This is a genomic window from Brevundimonas sp. P2_A6, assembly GCF_056404975.1.
Genome location: NZ_JBFUCZ010000002.1, coordinates 590,778 through 606,753, shown reverse-complemented (window position 1 = coordinate 606,753; position 15,976 = coordinate 590,778). Strand labels below are relative to the sequence as shown.

Sequence of the window (15,976 nt, the reverse complement as noted above, 5' to 3'; positions counted from 1 at the left end):
CCTCCCCACCCAAGGATCCCTGCCCGTGAGCGTCACGCTCGACCTGTCCCGTGTTTCCGCGCCCGCGCACAAGGCTCCCGTCAACCTGTCCGGTCTGACGCGCAGCGGTCTGCGTCAGGCGCTGATCGACGCCGACATCTGTCCGCCGGAGAAGGCGAAGATGCGCGCCAGCCAAGTGTGGGGCTGGATCCACCATTTCGGGGTCACTGACTTCGACGCCATGACCAACATGGCCAAGGACGCCAAGGCGAAGATGGCCGACGCCTTCACCCTGGCCCGGCCCGAGATCGTCGAGCGCCAGGTGTCCGCCGACGGCACGCGCAAATGGCTGATCCGCACCGCGCCGGGCATCGAGATCGAGACCGTCTATATCCCCGACGTGGGCCGCGCGGGCGCCCTCTGCGTGTCTAGCCAGGTCGGCTGCACGCTGAACTGCACCTTCTGCCACACGGGCACCCAGGCCCTGGTCAGGAACCTGACCGCCTCCGAGATCGTGGCCCAGGTGCAGGTGGCGCGTGACGACCTGAACGAATGGCCGTCGCCCAAGGAAGACCGCCGCCTGTCCAACATCGTCTTCATGGGCATGGGCGAGCCGCTCTACAATCTGGATCACGTCTCGGACGCCATCGACATCATCTCGGACAACGAGGGCATCGCCCTGTCGCGCCGCCGCATCACGGTCTCAACCAGTGGCGTGGTGCCGATGCTGGAGCCGCTGGGCACCCGCACCCAGGCCATGCTGGCCATCAGCCTGCACGCCACCAACGACCCGCTGCGCGACGTCCTGGTCCCGCTGAACAAGAAGTATCCGCTGCAACAGCTGATGGACGGCATCCGCGCCTATCCCGGCATCTCCAACGCCCGCCGGGTCACCTTCGAATATGTGATGCTGAAGGGGGTCAACGACAGCCCCGACGAGGCCCGCGCCCTGGTCAAGCTGATCGAGGGCATCCCCGCCAAGGTCAACCTGATCCCCTTCAACCCCTGGCCCGGCACCGATTATGAATGTTCGGACTGGAAGACGATCGAACGCTTCGCCGCCATCCTGAACAAGGCGGGCTATGCCTCGCCGATCCGCACGCCGCGGGGACGGGACATCCTGGCGGCGTGCGGGCAGCTGAAGTCCGAGAGCGAAAAGATTCGCGCCAGCGCGGTCAGGAAGGCCGAGCAGGCGGCGGCCTAGGCTAGCCGAACGTCGGGCCTGCCCAAGGCGTCCAACCATCCGACGGCACGCCGTAATCACTCTCCGCGACGGCCTTGGCCTGATTTACGGATTCGAAGAAGTAATCCGCTTCCGGCGAGCCTGAATGCTGTGTTCGAAAAACGAACAAGCAGGCACCGCCCTCGCATGGCTCAAGAATGACGCGGCATGCGTCGCTCAAAGCGCTGCATGCGATCGCGCCGATCATCAGCTCCGATAGTCCCCGTTGATCTCGATGTAGCCCTTGGTCAGATCGCAGGTCCACACCGTCGCCGACGCCCGGCCCGAGCCCACATCCACGCTGATGTCGATATCGGAGTTCTTCATATAGGCGCTCATCTTCGCCTCGTCGTAGGTGGGCGAGATCGCGCCATCCACGGCGGCCTGATGCGGGCCGAAGCGGATGGCCAGGTGGTCGCGGTCGACCGGCTCCTCGGTCTTGCCCACCGCCATGACGACGCGACCCCAGTTGGCGTCCTCACCCGCGATGGCGGTCTTGACCAGGGGGCTGTCGGCGATCGATTTGGCGAGCTTGCGGGCAGACGCCGGGCTGGCGGCGCCGTCCACGGTGACGCGGACGAACTTGGTCGCGCCCTCGCCGTCCCGGACCAGCTGGTGCGCCAGGTCCAGCATGACCTTGTCGAGCGCGACCGAGAACTCCTTCAGCCGCCGGTCGCCCAGCCGGCCGATGCGCGGCGCGCCCGAGGCCCCCGTGGCGAACAGCAGACAGGTGTCGTTGGTCGAGGTGTCGCCATCGACAGTCACGCTGTTGAAGGTGGTCCTGACATGCAGGCCCAGCATGGCGCGCAGGACATTCGGATGGATGCTGGCGTCGGTGACGATGAAGGCCAGCATGGTCGCCATGTCGGGCGCGATCATGCCCGACCCCTTGGCGATCCCGGCGATCCGGACCTTGACCCCGTCGATGCGGCATTCGGCATAGGAGCCCTTGGGGAAGGTGTCGGTGGTCATGATGCCCCGACCGGCGGCGGCCCACTGCTCGGTCGGCGTCGTGTCGCCGTCCAGCTTCGTCTCGATCTCATGCAGTTTCGCCGCGATCTTCTTGTCGTCCAACAGGACGCCGATCACCCCGGTGGACGCCAGCATGACGTCGCGCTGGCGACAGCCAAACCGCTTGGCGACCTCGGAGGCCGTGCGACGGGCGGCATCGGCCCCCGCCTTGCCCGTGAAGGCATTGGCGCAACCCGCGTTGACGACCAGGGCGCGAACGTCCTCGCCGCCGCTTGCCCCGTCCAGATGGCGCTTGCACCAGTCGACGGGGGCAGAGCCGATCTTGTGGCGGGTGAAGACCCCGGCGCAGGTGGTGCCCCGGGCGAAGCGGAACACCACCAGATCGTCGCGCTCGTGCTTGTAGAAGCCCGCGCGGGCCGTTGTGATCTCGACGCCGCCGACGGGCGGGATGGTCGGAAATGGCACCGCCAGAGGCGAGACCTTCAGGCCCGGTTTCCCGGGGGCCGCCTGAGCAACGGACGCGGGTGCATGAGGCTGGGTCGCCTTGCGGATGGCGGTGGCGAACGGATCCAGCGCCTTTTCGAACGCCTGTTCGATCGCCTTGCCGGTCGAGACGGGCTTTTTCGGATCGCCGCTCACTGTGCGGCCGCCGTCGGTGCGGTTGCCGGGGCGGTCGGGGTGGGCGTGGGGGTCGTCGGCGCGGCCGCGCGCGGGGCCGAGGCAGGTTCCTGTGGCGCATTCCCTTCAGCGGCCAGCAGCACGTCGACCTTGGCCTTGCCACGCAGCTCCTCCAGCAGCTGGCGCACGCCTTCATAGGTCAGATAGCGCACGATCTGCGGCCGTGCCTGATCGAGCGTCGGCGGGCTTTCGCGACGCCGGTCCTCGACGCGAAGGACGGCCCAGCCGCCCTCGGTCTGGAACGGGCCGACGGTGGAGCCCGCCGGGGCCTCCCTCAGCGCATTGGCATAGGCCTGCGGCATGACGTCGGCGGTCGAATAGCCGAGGTCACCCCCGGAAAAGCGCGTCGCCTCGTCGATCGAACGCTCCTGGGCCACGGCCTCGAAGCTGGCGCCCTGCCCCAGGATGCCCAGCACCGCGTCGGCTTCGGGCTTGGTCCGCGACAGGATCAGGCGGACGCGGATTTCCTCCGACGTACGGGCCAGGCGCAACTGCTCCTGGTACAGGGTCTGGACGGCCTGATCGGAGATCGCCCCGTTGACGACGTTCTCGACCAGCATGTCGCCCAGGATGCGCTCGCGCGTCGCCTCGAGCCGCCGCTGGGCCAGGGCGGAGTTGTCCAGGCCCCGCCGTTCGGCCTCGCGGGCCAGCAGCTTCTGATCGACAACCTCGTCCAGCACGCGCCGGAACAGGTTGGAGGTGATGTCCAGCGGCTCGCCCTCGCCCACCAGGCCTTGTGCCACCGCCTCGCGCTTGACGTCGGAGGCCCAGATCGTCTGGTCCTGCACCCGGGCCACCGCCCGGTCGCCCGGTTCCGGCGGCTGGTCGTTCCCCCCGCCGCGTCCACAGGCGGCCAACGCCAGAAGGGCCCCAAAGGCGATCAAAACGAGGGGGTTGCGCGAATGTCGCATCGGACGCTCCGTCCCGACTGAAGGGGTCCAAACGCCGGGCCAAAAAGCCCCTCGCGTTGACAGGGGTATGGCCGGTGCTTAAGTCCCGCCTGCGCCCAAGTCGAGGGGTTTTCGCTTCGTTGCGCGGCCTGTTGCGCCGCCTCGTCCGGCAGCCACTCACGCGGCGTTCATCGACGCCCGTTCAGGGCATTCCCAGAGCCATAGACCGCTCGACCGCTTCCGGACCGCCCATGCTCGGCTTTGCCAAGAAACTCTTCGGCTCTTCCAACGACCGCAAGGTCAAGGACTTCATGGGCCGGGTCCAGAAGATCAACGCTCTGGAGCCGAAATACGCCGCCCTGTCCGACGACGAGCTGCGCATGATGACCCAGACCTTCAAGGATCGGGTCGCGGCGGGCGAAAGCCTGGACAAGCTGCTCGACGACGCCTTCGCCGTGTCGCGCGAGGCCTCCAAGCGGGTGCTGGGCCAGCGCCAGTACGACGTGCAGCTGACCGGCGGCATGATCCTGCACGAGGGCGGCATCGCCGAGATGCGCACCGGCGAGGGCAAGACCCTGGTCGCGGTGGCCCCGGTGTATCTGAACGCCCTGTCGGGCAAGGGCGTCCACGTCATCACCGTCAACGACTATCTGGCCCGGCGCGACGCCGAATGGATGGGCCGGGTTTATCGTTTCCTGGGGCTCGAGGTCGGGGTGATCGTGAACGGCCTGTCTCAGGGTCAGCGCCAGGCGTCCTACAACGCCGACATCACCTACGGCACCAACAACGAGTTCGGCTTCGACTATCTGCGCGACAACCTGGTCTATGACCGGCGCGAGATGGTGCAGCGCCCGCACCATTTCGCCATCGTCGACGAGGTCGATTCCATTCTGATCGACGAAGCGCGTACCCCGCTGATCATCTCAGGCCCGACCGAGGATCGTTCGGACCTCTACAAGATCTGCGACGCCCTGGTGAAGGACCTGATCAAGGACCCCACGACTTTCGATCTCGACGAGAAGCAGCGTCAGTCGCTGCTGACCGAGGAAGGCTCCGAAAAGATCGAGCAGCTGCTGGAAGAAGGCGGCCATTTCGCCGAGGACACGACGGGTCTGTACGACGCCGCCAACATCAGCCTGGTGCACCACGTCAATCAGGCGCTGCGCGCCAACACCCTGTATCAGAAGGACAAGGACTACATCATCAAGGCCGGAGAGGTCGTCCTGATCGACGAGTTCACGGGTCGCATGATGACCGGGCGCCGCCTGTCCGAGGGCCTCCACCAGGCCATCGAGGCCAAGGAGGACGTCAAGATCCAGCCCGAGAACCAGACCCTGGCCTCGGTGACGATCCAGAACTATTTCCGCCTCTACGAAAAGCTGTCCGGCATGACCGGCACGGCCGCGACCGAGGCCCAGGAATTCCACGACATCTACAAGATGGACGTGCTCGAGGTTCCGACCAACCGCCCGGTCCAGCGCATCGACCACGACGACGAGGTCTATCGGACCTATGCCGAGAAGGTTCAGGCCATCGCGCGCCAGATCGCCGAGTGCCGCGAGCGCGGTCAGCCGATCCTGGTCGGCACCGTCTCGATCGAGAAGTCCGAGCAGCTGTCGGAGATCCTGAACAGCTACGAGCACAAGGTGGAGGTGTCGCGCACCCTGAAGCCGGAGTTCGTCGGCAAGGACAAGGAGGCCGCCAAGATCGGCGACGCCGCCTACGACATCAAATACGAGACCAAGTTCAAGGGCATCCCCCACAGCGTCCTGAACGCGCGTCAGCACGAACAGGAAGCCTTCATCGTCGCCGATGCGGGCCTGCCCGGCGCGGTCACCATCGCCACCAACATGGCCGGTCGCGGCACCGACATTCAGCTGGGCGGCAACCTGGAAATGCGTCTGGACAAATACCGTCAGGACCAGCGCAACATGGCCGTCGAGGTCACGCCCGAGATGCTGGCCGCCGAAGAGGCGCGGCTGAAGGCGGACATCGCGGTCCAGAAGAAGATCGCTTTGGATGCCGGGGGCCTGTTTGTTCTGGGCACCGAGCGCCACGAGAGCCGCCGCATCGACAACCAGCTGCGTGGCCGGACCGGCCGTCAGGGCGACCCCGGCACGTCGAAATTCTTCCTGTGCTGCGAGGACGACCTGCTGCGCATCTTCGCCGGCGACCGGCTGGACGCGATCATGCGCAACTTCGGCGTGGCCGAGGGCGAGGCGATCAGCCACCCCTGGCTGAACCGCGCGGTGGAGACGGCCCAGAAGCGGGTCGAGACCCGCAACTACGACATCCGCAAGAACCTGCTGAAATACGACGACGTCGTGAACGACCAGCGCAAGGCCGTGTTCGAGCAGCGCCAGGAGTTCATGGATTCCGACGACCTGTCCGAACTGGTCGGTGAGTTCCGGCGCGACGTGGTCACCGACCTGGTCGACCGCTTCATGCCGCCCAAGGCCTATGCCGAGCAGTGGGACATCGACGGCCTGGACGAGAAGGTGAAGTCCACCCTGGGGCTGGACCTGCCGTTGCACGACTGGGCCGCCGAGGAAGGCGTATCCAACGAAGAGGTCGAACAGCGCCTGCAGGACGCCGCCGACGCCCGCGCCGCCGAACGCCTGGAGCAGCTTGGGGCGGACCAGACGCGGGGACTGGAAAAGCAGTTCCTGATGCAGATGATCGACATGCAGTGGCGCGAGCACCTGGTGCATCTGGACCACCTGCGCGGCGTCATCGGCCTGCGCGGCTATGGCCAGCGTGACCCGCTGAACGAGTACAAGACCGAGGCCTTCAGCCTGTTCGAGACCCTGCTGCACGAGCTGCGGCACAATGTGACGCGCTGGCTGATGACGGTGGAGTTCCGCTTCGAGGCCCCGCCGGCGATGGAGATGCCCGAGTTCCAGGAAATCCACCTGAACCCCGGCACCGGCGTCAACGAAATGGCCGATCCCCTGGCCCAGAACCCCGAAGGCCAGGTCACCGGCGACGACCGGGCTCGCCTGCCCGTCGAGCTGCTGCCCGCCGGCTGGGAACGGACGCCGCGCAACGCGGACTGCCCCTGCGGATCGGGCCGCAAGTTCAAGCACTGCCACGGGGCGCTGGTTTAAGAGCGCTAACGCTCGACGCGCGGCGTCTCGCTGCTTGAGCGCTGGTTTCAAATCGGTCGTGTGGTAGTCTTCGGCTGGAGAGGAAGGCCATGGGCAAGCACGAGACCATCACCGCCGAGGTCGACGCCGACATCTATGCCGATGTCGAGGCCGCCGTGGCCGCGGGTGAGTTTGCATCGATCGCCGAAGCGATGAATCTGATCCTGGGCGACTGGGCCTCCGATCGACGTGCAGAGGCGGCTTCGGCCGAAACGCCGGAGTTCGTCGCCTATGCGAGGGCGTTGATCGAAGAGTCCCGGCGCGACCCACGCTCGAGCATTCCGGCGGAGGTGGTGTTCGCTGAACTCCGCGCCCGCTATGTGGACCCTGCGTGAAGGTTCAAGTCTCGGCGGAAGCCCAAGCGGACATCCAGGATATCGCCGACTTCATCGCACGCGACAGCCGCCAGGCGGCGTTTGGCTATATCGAGCGGATCGAACAACGCTGCCGATCGCTCTCCCGGATGCCGCAGCGATTTCCGATCGCCTATCGGCTGGAGCCACCGGTGCAACAGCGGACCCTGGGCCGCCATTACATTTTCTACTCGGTGCAGCGGGATCACGTTCTGATCGAACGGGTCCTCGACGCATCTCGGGACATATCGGAAGCGATGTTCAAACGATGAAGCCCTCCTACAAACCCCTCTTCTCCCGTGCGCTGGAACTCGACCCCGAGCGGCTGCATTTCGCGGCGCACAGTCATCACCTGTGGCCCGACGCCAGCTTTGACGGGCAGGTCCGGGCCTGGGTCGAGGCCAACCATTTCGCCGACCGGAAATGGGACCTGATCCTGGGGGACGTGGTGCCCGAGGCGCAGAAGCATGTGGCGCGCGAGCTGAACCTGCCCGACCCGGACACGGTCGTCTTCGCGCCCAACACCCACGACTTCCTGATCCGCGTCTTCTCGGGCTGGGAAACCAAGCCGGTCCGCATCCTGACCACGGACGGCGAGTTCCATGCCTTCCGCCGCCAGGCCGAGCGCTGGGAGGAGAGCGGCGAGGCGGTCGTCACGCGCGTGCCGCTGGAGCCGTTCGACACCTTCGACGCCCGGTTCACGGCGGCGGCCCAGGCGGGCGGCAACGATGTCATCTTCGTCAGCCAGGTCTTCTTCAAGACCGGCCAGGCGATCGGCTGCATCGACGATCTGGCGGCACTGGCTCGGCCGGAGGGGCCGTGGGTCATCGTCGACGGCTATCACGGCTTCATGGCCACGCCGACCGACCTGTCCGCCGTGGCGGATCGGATCTTCTACGTCTCCGGCGGTTACAAATACGCGATGACGGGCGAGGGCGCGGGCTTCCTGCATGCGCCGCCGGGATTCTGCGAACGACCCGTCGTGACCGGCTGGTTCGCGGAGTTCGGCAATCTGATGGGACCGCCGGACGGGGTCCAGTACCGCGCCGACGCCGGCCGTTTCTGGGGCGCGACCTTCGATGCCACCCCGCTGTATCGCTTCAACGGCGTGCGGCGCATGCTGGACGAGCAGGGGCTGACGACGGCGGACATTTCAGCCCACGCCGACCGCCTGTCGGCGCGGTTCGCGCAGGCGCTGGTGGCGGGCGAGTGCGGCAGACTGGGCGAAGCGACGATCCTGAACCCGGTGACCGGCGACAACGCCGCACGCGCCCGATTCCTGGCGCTGAAACACAAGGATGCCCAGGCCTGGCGGGCGCGCCTGCTGGAGGCCAATGTCGTCACCGATGTGCGCGACGAGGTCATCCGCTTCGGCTTTGGCCTGTATCAGGACGACGCCGATGTCGAACGCCTGATCGAGACCTGCAAGCGGCTGTTCTGATCTGCCCTTAGAAGAACGTCGTGTCGTCCTGCTGGGTCGGTTGCGGCGGGGTGGTCGGCTGGGTCGGGCGATTGGGCGTCGCGCGTGGGCGAGATGGCGATGTCTGGCCTGTCGCGCCGGGCTGGACCGGCTGGGAAGGCGTCGCCTGGCCATCAGCCGGCGGGATGCCGGGCAGGGTTGGATAGGGCAGGCTGCCGGGAACCGCCGGACCGGGCACGCCCGGGGGCACCGGCGCACCGGGCTCATCCAGGCTGGCCGGAGCCACCACATCGGGCGCATCGAAGTCGTCGCGGATGAAGGCCCAGGAGCGGGCGTCCGAACAGGCGCAGGCCTTCATGAACCCTTCGCGGTCGCGCCAGATCACCAGCGGATAGCCGGTCGGCACACCGGCATCGCGCAGCAGGTCGGTCAACTTGACCACGAAGGCCCGGCTGGCGTCGACCACGGCCGAGCGTGCCAGATTGCCGTCCGCCGCTGGAATCCCCGCCGCCGTCCAGTTGGCGGCCGGGGTCGCGGTCCAGCGCTGATACAGGCTCCAGTCGCGGCTCAGCCACAGCTCGGCCACGGTGGCACGCTCGGCGGCCGTGGACAGGGCCTGCCCCTCCTTGTCAGGGCGGGCGAAGACGACGACGCGGACCTCCACACCGCCGGCGCGCAGCTTCTCGGCCTCTTCCCGCTCGTAGCGCTGGCTGGCGGCGCTGTCTCGATAGCCGATGACGTAGAGCGGTTGGCCGCCGCCGCCTTCGGAAACCCAGGACGCCTCGTCCAGCAGGCGCTGGATCTCGGCCTGGTTGCGCGCGACCGTCACCGGCTGGAACCGGGCATAGAAGTTCCAGTAGGCCCAGTAGCCGCCGCCCGCGATGGCCAGGCCGATGACGACCGCCAGGGCGGACCAGATCAGGAAACGACGCATGCGGGGAGGCACTCCAGCTTCAGCATATCGCCGAGCATAACGCTTAACACCGAATTGCGTCGCTTCGCACACCGGTCGGGGGAAAGCGGGCGTCAGACGATGGGCGCTGTGTAGTTGGATTGGCCAAGTCCCTTCGGCGACTGGCCATAGCGGTTGGGACCGGGCGTGCCGTCCAGAAACCCTTGAGTGACGAGAAGGGCCAGCGAGAGCAGGCCGGTCACGACTTGATATGCGGTCTGCACGCCCAAGAGGCTGTTCGGGTCGAGAAGTCCGGTGATCTCCGGGAAGTCGAATGCGGCAAGGCCAAGGGTCAGTAGTTGATAGATCACTGCCCAGATGCCGCGTTGATTGCGATCATGGGCACGCCGGATGAACAGGGCCGTCATGGGCCACCAGATCACAAGCTGCATCGCCAGAAGAGCAAGCGCCGTGGTCCGAGTGGGAGGTTGCAGCAACGCGTCCACAACGGGTGTGGCCTCGAACAAGGCAATCAGCAAAATCGATATGAACCCGCCCAGCACCGCAAGGCCAATGCTCAGCAGCCACCATTCCGAGCGTCGAGCGCGACCTTGTGTAGTCAGAAATCTGCCGAGCATTGATCGGATCCGGTCAGGGTGGCGTTGAGAACGCCATCCTAGCGCCAAACAGCGAGGACGCTATCGCTGCTCGATCAACCTTAGCCCATCGTAGGGATGACGAAGGAGCTGTCGGCGTGCTCCAGGTCCGAGTCCGGCCAGCGGGCGGTGATGGTCTTGACCTTGGTCCAGAACTTCACGCCTTCCATGCCGTGCTGGTTGGTGTCGCCGAAGGCCGAGCGCTTCCAGCCGCCGAAGGTGTGATAGGCGACCGGCACCGGGATCGGGACGTTGATCCCGACCATGCCGACGTTGACGCGAGCGGCGAAGTCGCGGGCCGCGCGGCCGTTCTGGGTGAAGATGGCGACGCCGTTGCCGTACTGGTGCTTCGACGGCAGGCTCAGCGCCTCCTCGAAGCTGGCGGCGCGGACGATCTGGAGCACGGGCCCGAAGATCTCTTCCTTGTAGCTCTCCATCTCGGGCGTGACGTGGTCGAACAGGGACGGGCCGACGAAATAGCCCTTCTCGTGGCCCTGCAGAGTGAAACCTCGGCCGTCGACGACCAGTTCGGCGCCGTCCTTCACACCTTGTTCGATCCAGCCCTCGACGCGGGCCTTATGCTGGGCGGTGACGACGGGGCCGTAGTGGGCGCCCGCGTCGGTCGAGACGCCGACCCGCATGGTCGGGATCTCGGCGACCATCCGCTCGCGCAGTTCGTCGGCGGTCCTCTTGCCGACGGGGACGACGACCGGCAGGGCCATGCAGCGTTCGCCGGCGCTCCCGTAAGCCGCGCCGGACAGGTCCTTGATCACCTGATCCATGTCGGCGTCGGGCAGGACGATACCGTGGTTCTTGGCGCCGCCCATGGCCTGGACCCGCTTATGGTTGGCCGCGCCCGTCTGATAAACATAGTGGGCGATGTCGGACGAACCGACGAAGCTGACGGCGTGCACCAGCGGGTGCTCCAGGATCGCGTCGACCGCCGCCTTGTCGCCGTGGACGACGTTCAGGACGCCGGCGGGGGCGCCCGCCTCCATCATCAGTTCGGCCAGACGGACGGGCACCGACGGATCGCGCTCCGAGGGCTTGAGGATGAAGGTGTTGCCCACCGCGATGGCCACGCCGAACATCCACATCGGGATCATGGCCGGGAAGTTGAACGGGGTGATGCCCGAAACGACGCCCAGCGGCTGGCGCATCGAATAGACGTCGATGCCGGGACCCGCGCCCCATGTATATTCGCCCTTCAGCGCATGCGGGATGCCGCAGGCGAACTCGATGACCTCCAGGCCCCGCTGGATGTCGCCTTTGGAATCCGCGACGACCTTGCCGTGTTCGGACGACAGCAGTTCGGCCAGCTCGGTCATGTTGGCTTCGACCAGCCGCTTGAACTCGAACATCACCCGCGCGCGGCGCTGGGGATTGGTCGAGGACCAGCCCTCGAAGGCGTTCTGGGCCGACTGGACCGCGCGGTCCATCTCGGCGACCGAGGCCAGCTGCACGCGGGCCTGGACCTCGCCCGTGTTCGGATTGAACACGTCGGAGAACCGACCGGACGAACCGGTGAAGGACGCGCCGTCGATGAAATGGTGAATGTCGCGCATGGTCTTTTTCCTGGGGCGTATTTTGTCGTTTGGGGCGGTTTAGCGCGGCCGACCGGTTCGTGTCTCCCCCATGCGTCGATGATGAATTCGCTTGCGCCCTTTGCCTCGGCGGCGCTCCATCGGTTCGGCTTCCCTGCCGCCGAAGGAATGAACATGTCTCGCCTCGTGTGGATTGCCGCCGCCGTCGCTGCCATGGCGTTTCCGTCGGCCGCCGCTCCGGTTCCGGCGCAGCAGGCCCCTCGTGTCATTCAGGTCGTGCTGACCAACTACCGGTTCACGCCCGATCGTCTGTCGCTCCAGCGCGGCGTACCGATCGTGCTGCGCATTGTGAATTCCCAGGGCAGCCACAACTTCGTCGCGCCCGAGTTGTTCGCCTCATCGACCGTCGCACCGGCCGACCGTGGCTATATCCGGCGTGGCGCGATCGAGGTTCTGGACGACGAGACGATCGACATCCACCTGACGCCCAATGTCGCGGGCCGGTATCACATCGCCTGCACCCATTTTCTCCACGAAATGTACGGCATGGTCGGTGAGGCGACCGTCAGCTGATCGCGGCCTAGCGGGTGCTGCCCGGTACCCATTTCACGTCGCCCGCGCCATTCGCATTGGCGCGCCGGGCCGCCACGAACAGGTGATCGGACAGCCGGTTCAGATAACGCAGTGCCTCGGGCGTAACCGCCGCGCCGGTCTCGACCAGTCGGATCGCGTCCCGCTCGGCCCGCCGCGCGACCGTACGGGCCAGATGCAGATGCGCCGACAGGGCCGATCCGCCCGGCAGGATGAAGCTGTCGAGCGCCTTCGAACTCTCGTTCATCCAGTCGATCTCGGCCTCCAGCCGTTCGACCTGCGACTGAACCATGCGCAGCGCTTCCCAGGTCGGGGGCGGGTCCAGCGGCGTGGCTAGATCGGCCCCCAGGTCGAACAGTTCGTTCTGGATCCGGCCCAGCATCGCGTCGATACGGTCGTTCTGACCGGAATGCAGGCGGGCCACCCCGATCACGGCATTCAGCTCATCGACCGTGCCATAGGCCTCCACGCGCGGATCGCTTTTGGACACGCGAACGCCGGACGCCAGGCCGGTGTCGCCCGCGTCGCCGGTGCGAGTATAGATCTTGTTCAGAACGACCACGCCCGTCTCCTCGTCAGCCGCCGTGGCTGGTCTTCCACCACAGCCCGGCCATCAGCAGGACCACGGCGGTCGCCTGCATGATGACGCGCAGCCGCATCAGCCGGTTGGAGTTGGAGCGCGCATAGTCTCCGCCCCGGAACAGCGAATAGATGCCGAAGCCCAGCACCACCGCGACGGCGAGGATGGCCAGAAGGATCAGGATGTCGAACACGATGCCCATGGCCGCGTCTTAGTCCCCCCTATGCCGCGACGCCAGCGGCAGCCGCGCCGCACCCCGTTAAGACCCGCCAAACCACGCTCGTCGCCATGGCTCTAACCTTTGCCGTTCAGGATGCCGGCGTCAGGAGCTCCGATTGACCGACCGCGCCGTTCGAAACCTCGCCAACCTTCGCAAGTCCGCCTCGACCGCGCGGGTGCTCAACCTGCTGCACGTCTGGCGTCAGCATGGGCGAACGGAGGCGTGGAAGACCCAGCCCCTGTTCGCCAACCCCATCCTGAACAAGGCGCTGATCATCAAGCACCGCCTGCGCCGGAACGAGATCGAACAGTTCCGCGTCCGGCGCTATGTCGCGACCAAGATCATCCTGCCGATCGACGACGCGGACCTTCGCGTCGGCGGCCGCTATCTGTTCGTCGATCAGATCGGCTTCGACAGGACGCTGGAGGAAAGCTTCGGCATCGCGCCGCATCATCCGGATCGGCGGACCCTGTCCCTGATCGACGAACTGCCGGGCCTGGATCCCTTCCTGCTGCGCGAACAACTCAGGCGGAACGGCCAGGCCCCCGCATCCTGCTATTTCAACCTGTCAGAGGCCGACGTGTCTCGCATGGCGGCGTTCGTTGCCGAGGAGATCACGTCTCTGGTCGATCTGAGTCTGGGCCCCGACGCCGACCTGACAGCCGAGAACCCTGTCGCCCGGCTGACCGCCAAGATCATGTCGAACTCCGCGGGTGAGGACATGAGCGCTCTGGGCCAGACCCTGCAGCTGGCCCCCCATGAATACGAGGAGGGCGTCTTCTGCTGGAAGGGGTTCCTCTATTACAAATGGGCGCTGCAGACGATCACGGGCCAGGTCGGGGGCGTCGTCGACAGCGTGCGCCGCGTTCGCGCGTCGGGCAGGGTCGATGCCGAGCAGCATGCCGCGATCGATCGCGCGCGCGAGCAGGTGCGTCGCCGCATCCTGCTGACGTGCGAGGCGACCGCCGACATGCTGCGGGTCTATGACGATGCCTTTCGGGGGCTGACGCAGGAGGGAAGACCGACCGCCTTCCGCGACTTCCTGCGCGACGCCCCGCTGCTGTTCTCGCGCCTCGGCGAGCGTCTGGGGGCGGTGCAGCACATCGTCAGCTTCTGGTCCTACCGGATGGCGTCCGACAAGGCCCCGCCCAATGCCGACGAGCTGATCGACCTGCTGTCCGATTTCGAGCTGAGCCTGTCGGGGCGCGAACGCCCCGACATCCTGGCGCTGGCCGCCTGAACGAAGAAGGGGCGCACCGGCATCGGCGCGCCCCTTCGATCGTTGGATGACGTCGGGCGAACCCGCTACGCCTCTAGTACCGATAGTGGTCCGGCTTGAACGGTCCGGCGGTCGGGACGGAGATGTAGTCCGCCTGTTCCTTGGACAGGACCGTCAGCTTGGCGCCCAGCTTGGCCAGGTGCAGCGTGGCGACCTTCTCGTCCAGGTGCTTGGGCAGAACGTAGACCTGGTTCTCGTATTTGGACTTGTTGGTCCACAGCTCGATCTGGGCCAGCGTCTGGTTGGTGAAGGACGCCGACATCACGAAGGACGGGTGGCCCGTGGCGTTGCCCAGGTTCACCAGGCGGCCTTCCGACAGCAGGATGATCTTGTTGCCGTTCGGGAACTCGACGTGGTGGACCTGCGGCTTGATCTCGTCCCACTTGAAGTTCTTCAGGCCGGCGACCTGAATTTCCGAGTCGAAGTGGCCGATGTTGCAGACGATGGCGTTGTTCTTCATCGCCCGCATGTGGTCGACGGTGATGACGTCCTTGTTGCCCGTGGCGGTGACGAAGATGTCGGCCCGACCGACCGAGTCGTCCAGCGTCTGGACCTCATAGCCTTCCATGGCGGCCTGCAGGGCGCAGATCGGGTCGATCTCGGTTACGATCACGCGGGCACCGCCCTGACGCAGCGATGCGGCCGAACCCTTGCCCACGTCGCCGTAGCCACAGACCACGGCGACCTTGCCCGACAGCATGACGTCGGTGCCGCGGCGGATCGCGTCGACCAGCGATTCACGGCAGCCGTACAGGTTGTCGAACTTGGACTTGGTGACGCTGTCGTTGACGTTGATGGCGGGGAAGGGCAGTTCGCCCCGCTCGGCCATTTGATACAGGCGGTGCACGCCGGTGGTCGTCTCTTCCGACACGCCGCCGATGGCGTCGCGGATGGCCGAATAGAAGCCCGGCTTCTCGGCGATGTAGCGCTTCATCACCTTGTAGAGGGCTTCTTCCTCCTCGTTCTCGGGGTTGGCCAGAACCGAGATGTCCTTCTCGGCCTTGGGCCCCAGCACGCACAGCAGGGTGGCGTCACCGCCGTCGTCCAGGATCAGGTTCGGATAGCCGCCGTCGGCCCATTCGAAGATCTTGTGGGCATAGTCCCAGTATTCTTCCAGCGTCTCGCCCTTGGTGGCGAACACCGGGGTGCCGGCGGCGGCGATGGCGGCGGCGGCGTGGTCCTGGGTCGAGAAGATGTTGCAGGACGCCCAGCGCACGTCGGCGCCCAGGGCTTCCAGCGTCTGGATCAGCACGGCGGTCTGGATCGTCATGTGCAGAGAGCCGGCGATGCGCGCGCCCTTCAGCGGCTTGTCGTGGCCGAACTCCTCGCGCAGCGCCATCAGGCCCGGCATTTCGGTCTCGGCGATGGCGATTTCCTTGTTGCCGAACTCGGCGAGGGAGATATCGCGGACGATATAGTCGGGCATGGGCGGCTCTTTCCGGCGACGTGGGCCGTTGGCGTGAAATCGGATGGCGCGCGTATAGCCGTCCCACGACGACGGAGCAAGATCACATAAGGATGTCCTTATATGATCGCCCGCCCCACAGGCTTGGC

General features: G+C 66.3%; 16 protein-coding genes. 7 read left to right on the top strand and 9 right to left on the bottom strand.

Going from position 1 to position 15,976, the window contains the following annotated elements:
- Positions 1-25 precede the first annotated feature (25 nt).
- Positions 26-1,183, top strand: a complete 1,158-nt coding sequence (rlmN, locus tag AC1DW4_RS08540) for a dual-specificity RNA methyltransferase RlmN (RefSeq protein ID WP_477016816.1) — start codon at positions 26-28, stop codon at positions 1,181-1,183.
- Position 1,184: 1 nt separating this feature from the next.
- Here the strand turns inward: rlmN and AC1DW4_RS08535 are convergent, their stop codons facing one another.
- Genes AC1DW4_RS08535 through AC1DW4_RS08525 form a run of 3 tightly spaced genes read right to left on the bottom strand, consistent with a single transcriptional unit; the run spans position 1,185 to position 3,762 of the window.
- Positions 1,185-1,409 carry a hypothetical protein gene (locus AC1DW4_RS08535; RefSeq protein ID WP_477016815.1) on the bottom strand — a complete coding sequence of 75 codons (225 nt, stop codon included), beginning with the start codon at positions 1,407-1,409 and terminating at the stop codon, positions 1,185-1,187.
- Positions 1,409-2,812: a bifunctional glutamate N-acetyltransferase/amino-acid acetyltransferase ArgJ gene (gene argJ / locus AC1DW4_RS08530; protein ID WP_477016814.1), complete on the bottom strand. Its 1,404-nt coding sequence runs from the start codon at positions 2,810-2,812 to the stop codon at positions 1,409-1,411. The genes AC1DW4_RS08535 and argJ overlap by 1 nt, the downstream gene beginning before the upstream one ends.
- Positions 2,809-3,762, bottom strand: a complete 954-nt coding sequence (locus tag AC1DW4_RS08525; RefSeq protein ID WP_477016813.1) for a peptidyl-prolyl cis-trans isomerase — start codon at positions 3,760-3,762, stop codon at positions 2,809-2,811. The genes argJ and AC1DW4_RS08525 overlap by 4 nt, the downstream gene beginning before the upstream one ends.
- A gap of 230 nt (positions 3,763-3,992) precedes the next feature.
- Between AC1DW4_RS08525 and secA the strand changes: the two genes are divergently transcribed.
- From secA to AC1DW4_RS08505, 4 genes are all read left to right on the top strand, one after another.
- Positions 3,993-6,848 (top strand): preprotein translocase subunit SecA, encoded by a 2,856-nt coding sequence (secA, locus tag AC1DW4_RS08520; protein ID WP_477016812.1) that lies wholly within the window; start codon positions 3,993-3,995, stop codon positions 6,846-6,848.
- 89 nt (positions 6,849-6,937) lie between these two features.
- Complete coding sequence (locus tag AC1DW4_RS08515) at positions 6,938-7,222, top strand: hypothetical protein (protein WP_477016811.1); 285 nt, start codon at positions 6,938-6,940, stop codon at positions 7,220-7,222.
- Positions 7,219-7,512 carry a type II toxin-antitoxin system RelE/ParE family toxin gene (locus AC1DW4_RS08510; protein WP_477016810.1) on the top strand — a complete coding sequence of 98 codons (294 nt, stop codon included), beginning with the start codon at positions 7,219-7,221 and terminating at the stop codon, positions 7,510-7,512. The genes AC1DW4_RS08515 and AC1DW4_RS08510 overlap by 4 nt, the downstream gene beginning before the upstream one ends.
- Positions 7,509-8,681, top strand: a complete 1,173-nt coding sequence (locus AC1DW4_RS08505; protein ID WP_477016809.1) for an aminotransferase class V-fold PLP-dependent enzyme — start codon at positions 7,509-7,511, stop codon at positions 8,679-8,681. Before AC1DW4_RS08510 ends, AC1DW4_RS08505 begins: the two co-directional genes overlap by 4 nt.
- 7 nt (positions 8,682-8,688) lie before the next feature.
- On the opposite strand, the gene AC1DW4_RS08500 is transcribed toward AC1DW4_RS08505, so the two are convergent.
- The 3 genes from AC1DW4_RS08500 to AC1DW4_RS08490 all read right to left on the bottom strand — a co-directional run bounded on the left by AC1DW4_RS08500 (position 8,689) and on the right by AC1DW4_RS08490 (position 11,773).
- The gene (locus tag AC1DW4_RS08500; RefSeq protein WP_477016808.1) at positions 8,689-9,594 is read right to left on the bottom strand and encodes a hypothetical protein; all 906 of its coding nucleotides are present in this window, start codon (positions 9,592-9,594) and stop codon (positions 8,689-8,691) included.
- A 92-nt stretch (positions 9,595-9,686) separates the two neighbouring features.
- Entirely contained in the window at positions 9,687-10,190 is a 504-nt protein-coding gene (locus AC1DW4_RS08495) for a DUF805 domain-containing protein (RefSeq protein ID WP_477016807.1), read from the bottom strand.
- 80 nt (positions 10,191-10,270) lie between these two features.
- Complete coding sequence (locus tag AC1DW4_RS08490) at positions 10,271-11,773, bottom strand: CoA-acylating methylmalonate-semialdehyde dehydrogenase (protein ID WP_477016806.1); 1,503 nt, start codon at positions 11,771-11,773, stop codon at positions 10,271-10,273.
- 153 nt (positions 11,774-11,926) lie between these two features.
- On the opposite strand from AC1DW4_RS08490, the gene AC1DW4_RS08485 reads away from it, so the two are divergent.
- Positions 11,927-12,325, top strand: coding sequence for a cupredoxin domain-containing protein (locus AC1DW4_RS08485; protein ID WP_477016805.1), 399 nt, complete (start codon positions 11,927-11,929; stop codon positions 12,323-12,325).
- 7 nt (positions 12,326-12,332) lie between these two features.
- Here AC1DW4_RS08485 and AC1DW4_RS08480 read toward each other — a convergent pair whose 3' ends face one another.
- Positions 12,333-12,905, bottom strand: coding sequence for a cob(I)yrinic acid a,c-diamide adenosyltransferase (locus AC1DW4_RS08480; RefSeq protein ID WP_477016804.1), 573 nt, complete (start codon positions 12,903-12,905; stop codon positions 12,333-12,335).
- Positions 12,906-12,918: 13 nt separating this feature from the next.
- On the bottom strand, positions 12,919-13,125 hold the full coding sequence (locus AC1DW4_RS08475; RefSeq protein ID WP_477016803.1) for a twin transmembrane helix small protein: 207 nt from the start codon (positions 13,123-13,125) through the stop codon (positions 12,919-12,921).
- 133 nt (positions 13,126-13,258) lie between these two features.
- Here AC1DW4_RS08475 and AC1DW4_RS08470 point away from each other — a divergent pair, with 133 nt between their 5' ends.
- A complete protein-coding gene (locus AC1DW4_RS08470; protein ID WP_477016802.1) occupies positions 13,259-14,383 on the top strand; it encodes a hypothetical protein in 1,125 nt (374 codons plus the stop codon).
- Between the two features lie 73 nt (positions 14,384-14,456).
- Here AC1DW4_RS08470 and ahcY read toward each other — a convergent pair whose 3' ends face one another.
- Complete coding sequence (gene ahcY / locus AC1DW4_RS08465) at positions 14,457-15,848, bottom strand: adenosylhomocysteinase (RefSeq protein ID WP_477016801.1); 1,392 nt, start codon at positions 15,846-15,848, stop codon at positions 14,457-14,459.
- Between the last annotated feature and the right edge of the window lie 128 nt (positions 15,849-15,976).

What these genes read in the sequence shown, in the direction of transcription:
- AC1DW4_RS08535 (WP_477016815.1), bottom strand. Translation starts at nt 1,409, where the DNA reads ATGATCGGCGCGATCGCATGCAGCGCTTTGAGCGACGCATGCCGCGTC.
- AC1DW4_RS08525 (WP_477016813.1), bottom strand. Translation starts at nt 3,762, where the DNA reads ATGCGACATTCGCGCAACCCCCTCGTTTTGATCGCCTTTGGGGCCCTT.
- secA (WP_477016812.1), top strand. Translation starts at nt 3,993, where the DNA reads ATGCTCGGCTTTGCCAAGAAACTCTTCGGCTCTTCCAACGACCGCAAG.
- AC1DW4_RS08515 (WP_477016811.1), top strand. Translation starts at nt 6,938, where the DNA reads ATGGGCAAGCACGAGACCATCACCGCCGAGGTCGACGCCGACATCTAT.
- AC1DW4_RS08505 (WP_477016809.1), top strand. Translation starts at nt 7,509, where the DNA reads ATGAAGCCCTCCTACAAACCCCTCTTCTCCCGTGCGCTGGAACTCGAC.
- AC1DW4_RS08500 (WP_477016808.1), bottom strand. Translation starts at nt 9,594, where the DNA reads ATGCGTCGTTTCCTGATCTGGTCCGCCCTGGCGGTCGTCATCGGCCTG.
- AC1DW4_RS08495 (WP_477016807.1), bottom strand. Translation starts at nt 10,190, where the DNA reads ATGCTCGGCAGATTTCTGACTACACAAGGTCGCGCTCGACGCTCGGAA.
- AC1DW4_RS08490 (WP_477016806.1), bottom strand. Translation starts at nt 11,773, where the DNA reads ATGCGCGACATTCACCATTTCATCGACGGCGCGTCCTTCACCGGTTCG.
- AC1DW4_RS08485 (WP_477016805.1), top strand. Translation starts at nt 11,927, where the DNA reads ATGTCTCGCCTCGTGTGGATTGCCGCCGCCGTCGCTGCCATGGCGTTT.
- AC1DW4_RS08475 (WP_477016803.1), bottom strand. Translation starts at nt 13,125, where the DNA reads ATGGGCATCGTGTTCGACATCCTGATCCTTCTGGCCATCCTCGCCGTC.
- ahcY (WP_477016801.1), bottom strand. Translation starts at nt 15,848, where the DNA reads ATGCCCGACTATATCGTCCGCGATATCTCCCTCGCCGAGTTCGGCAAC.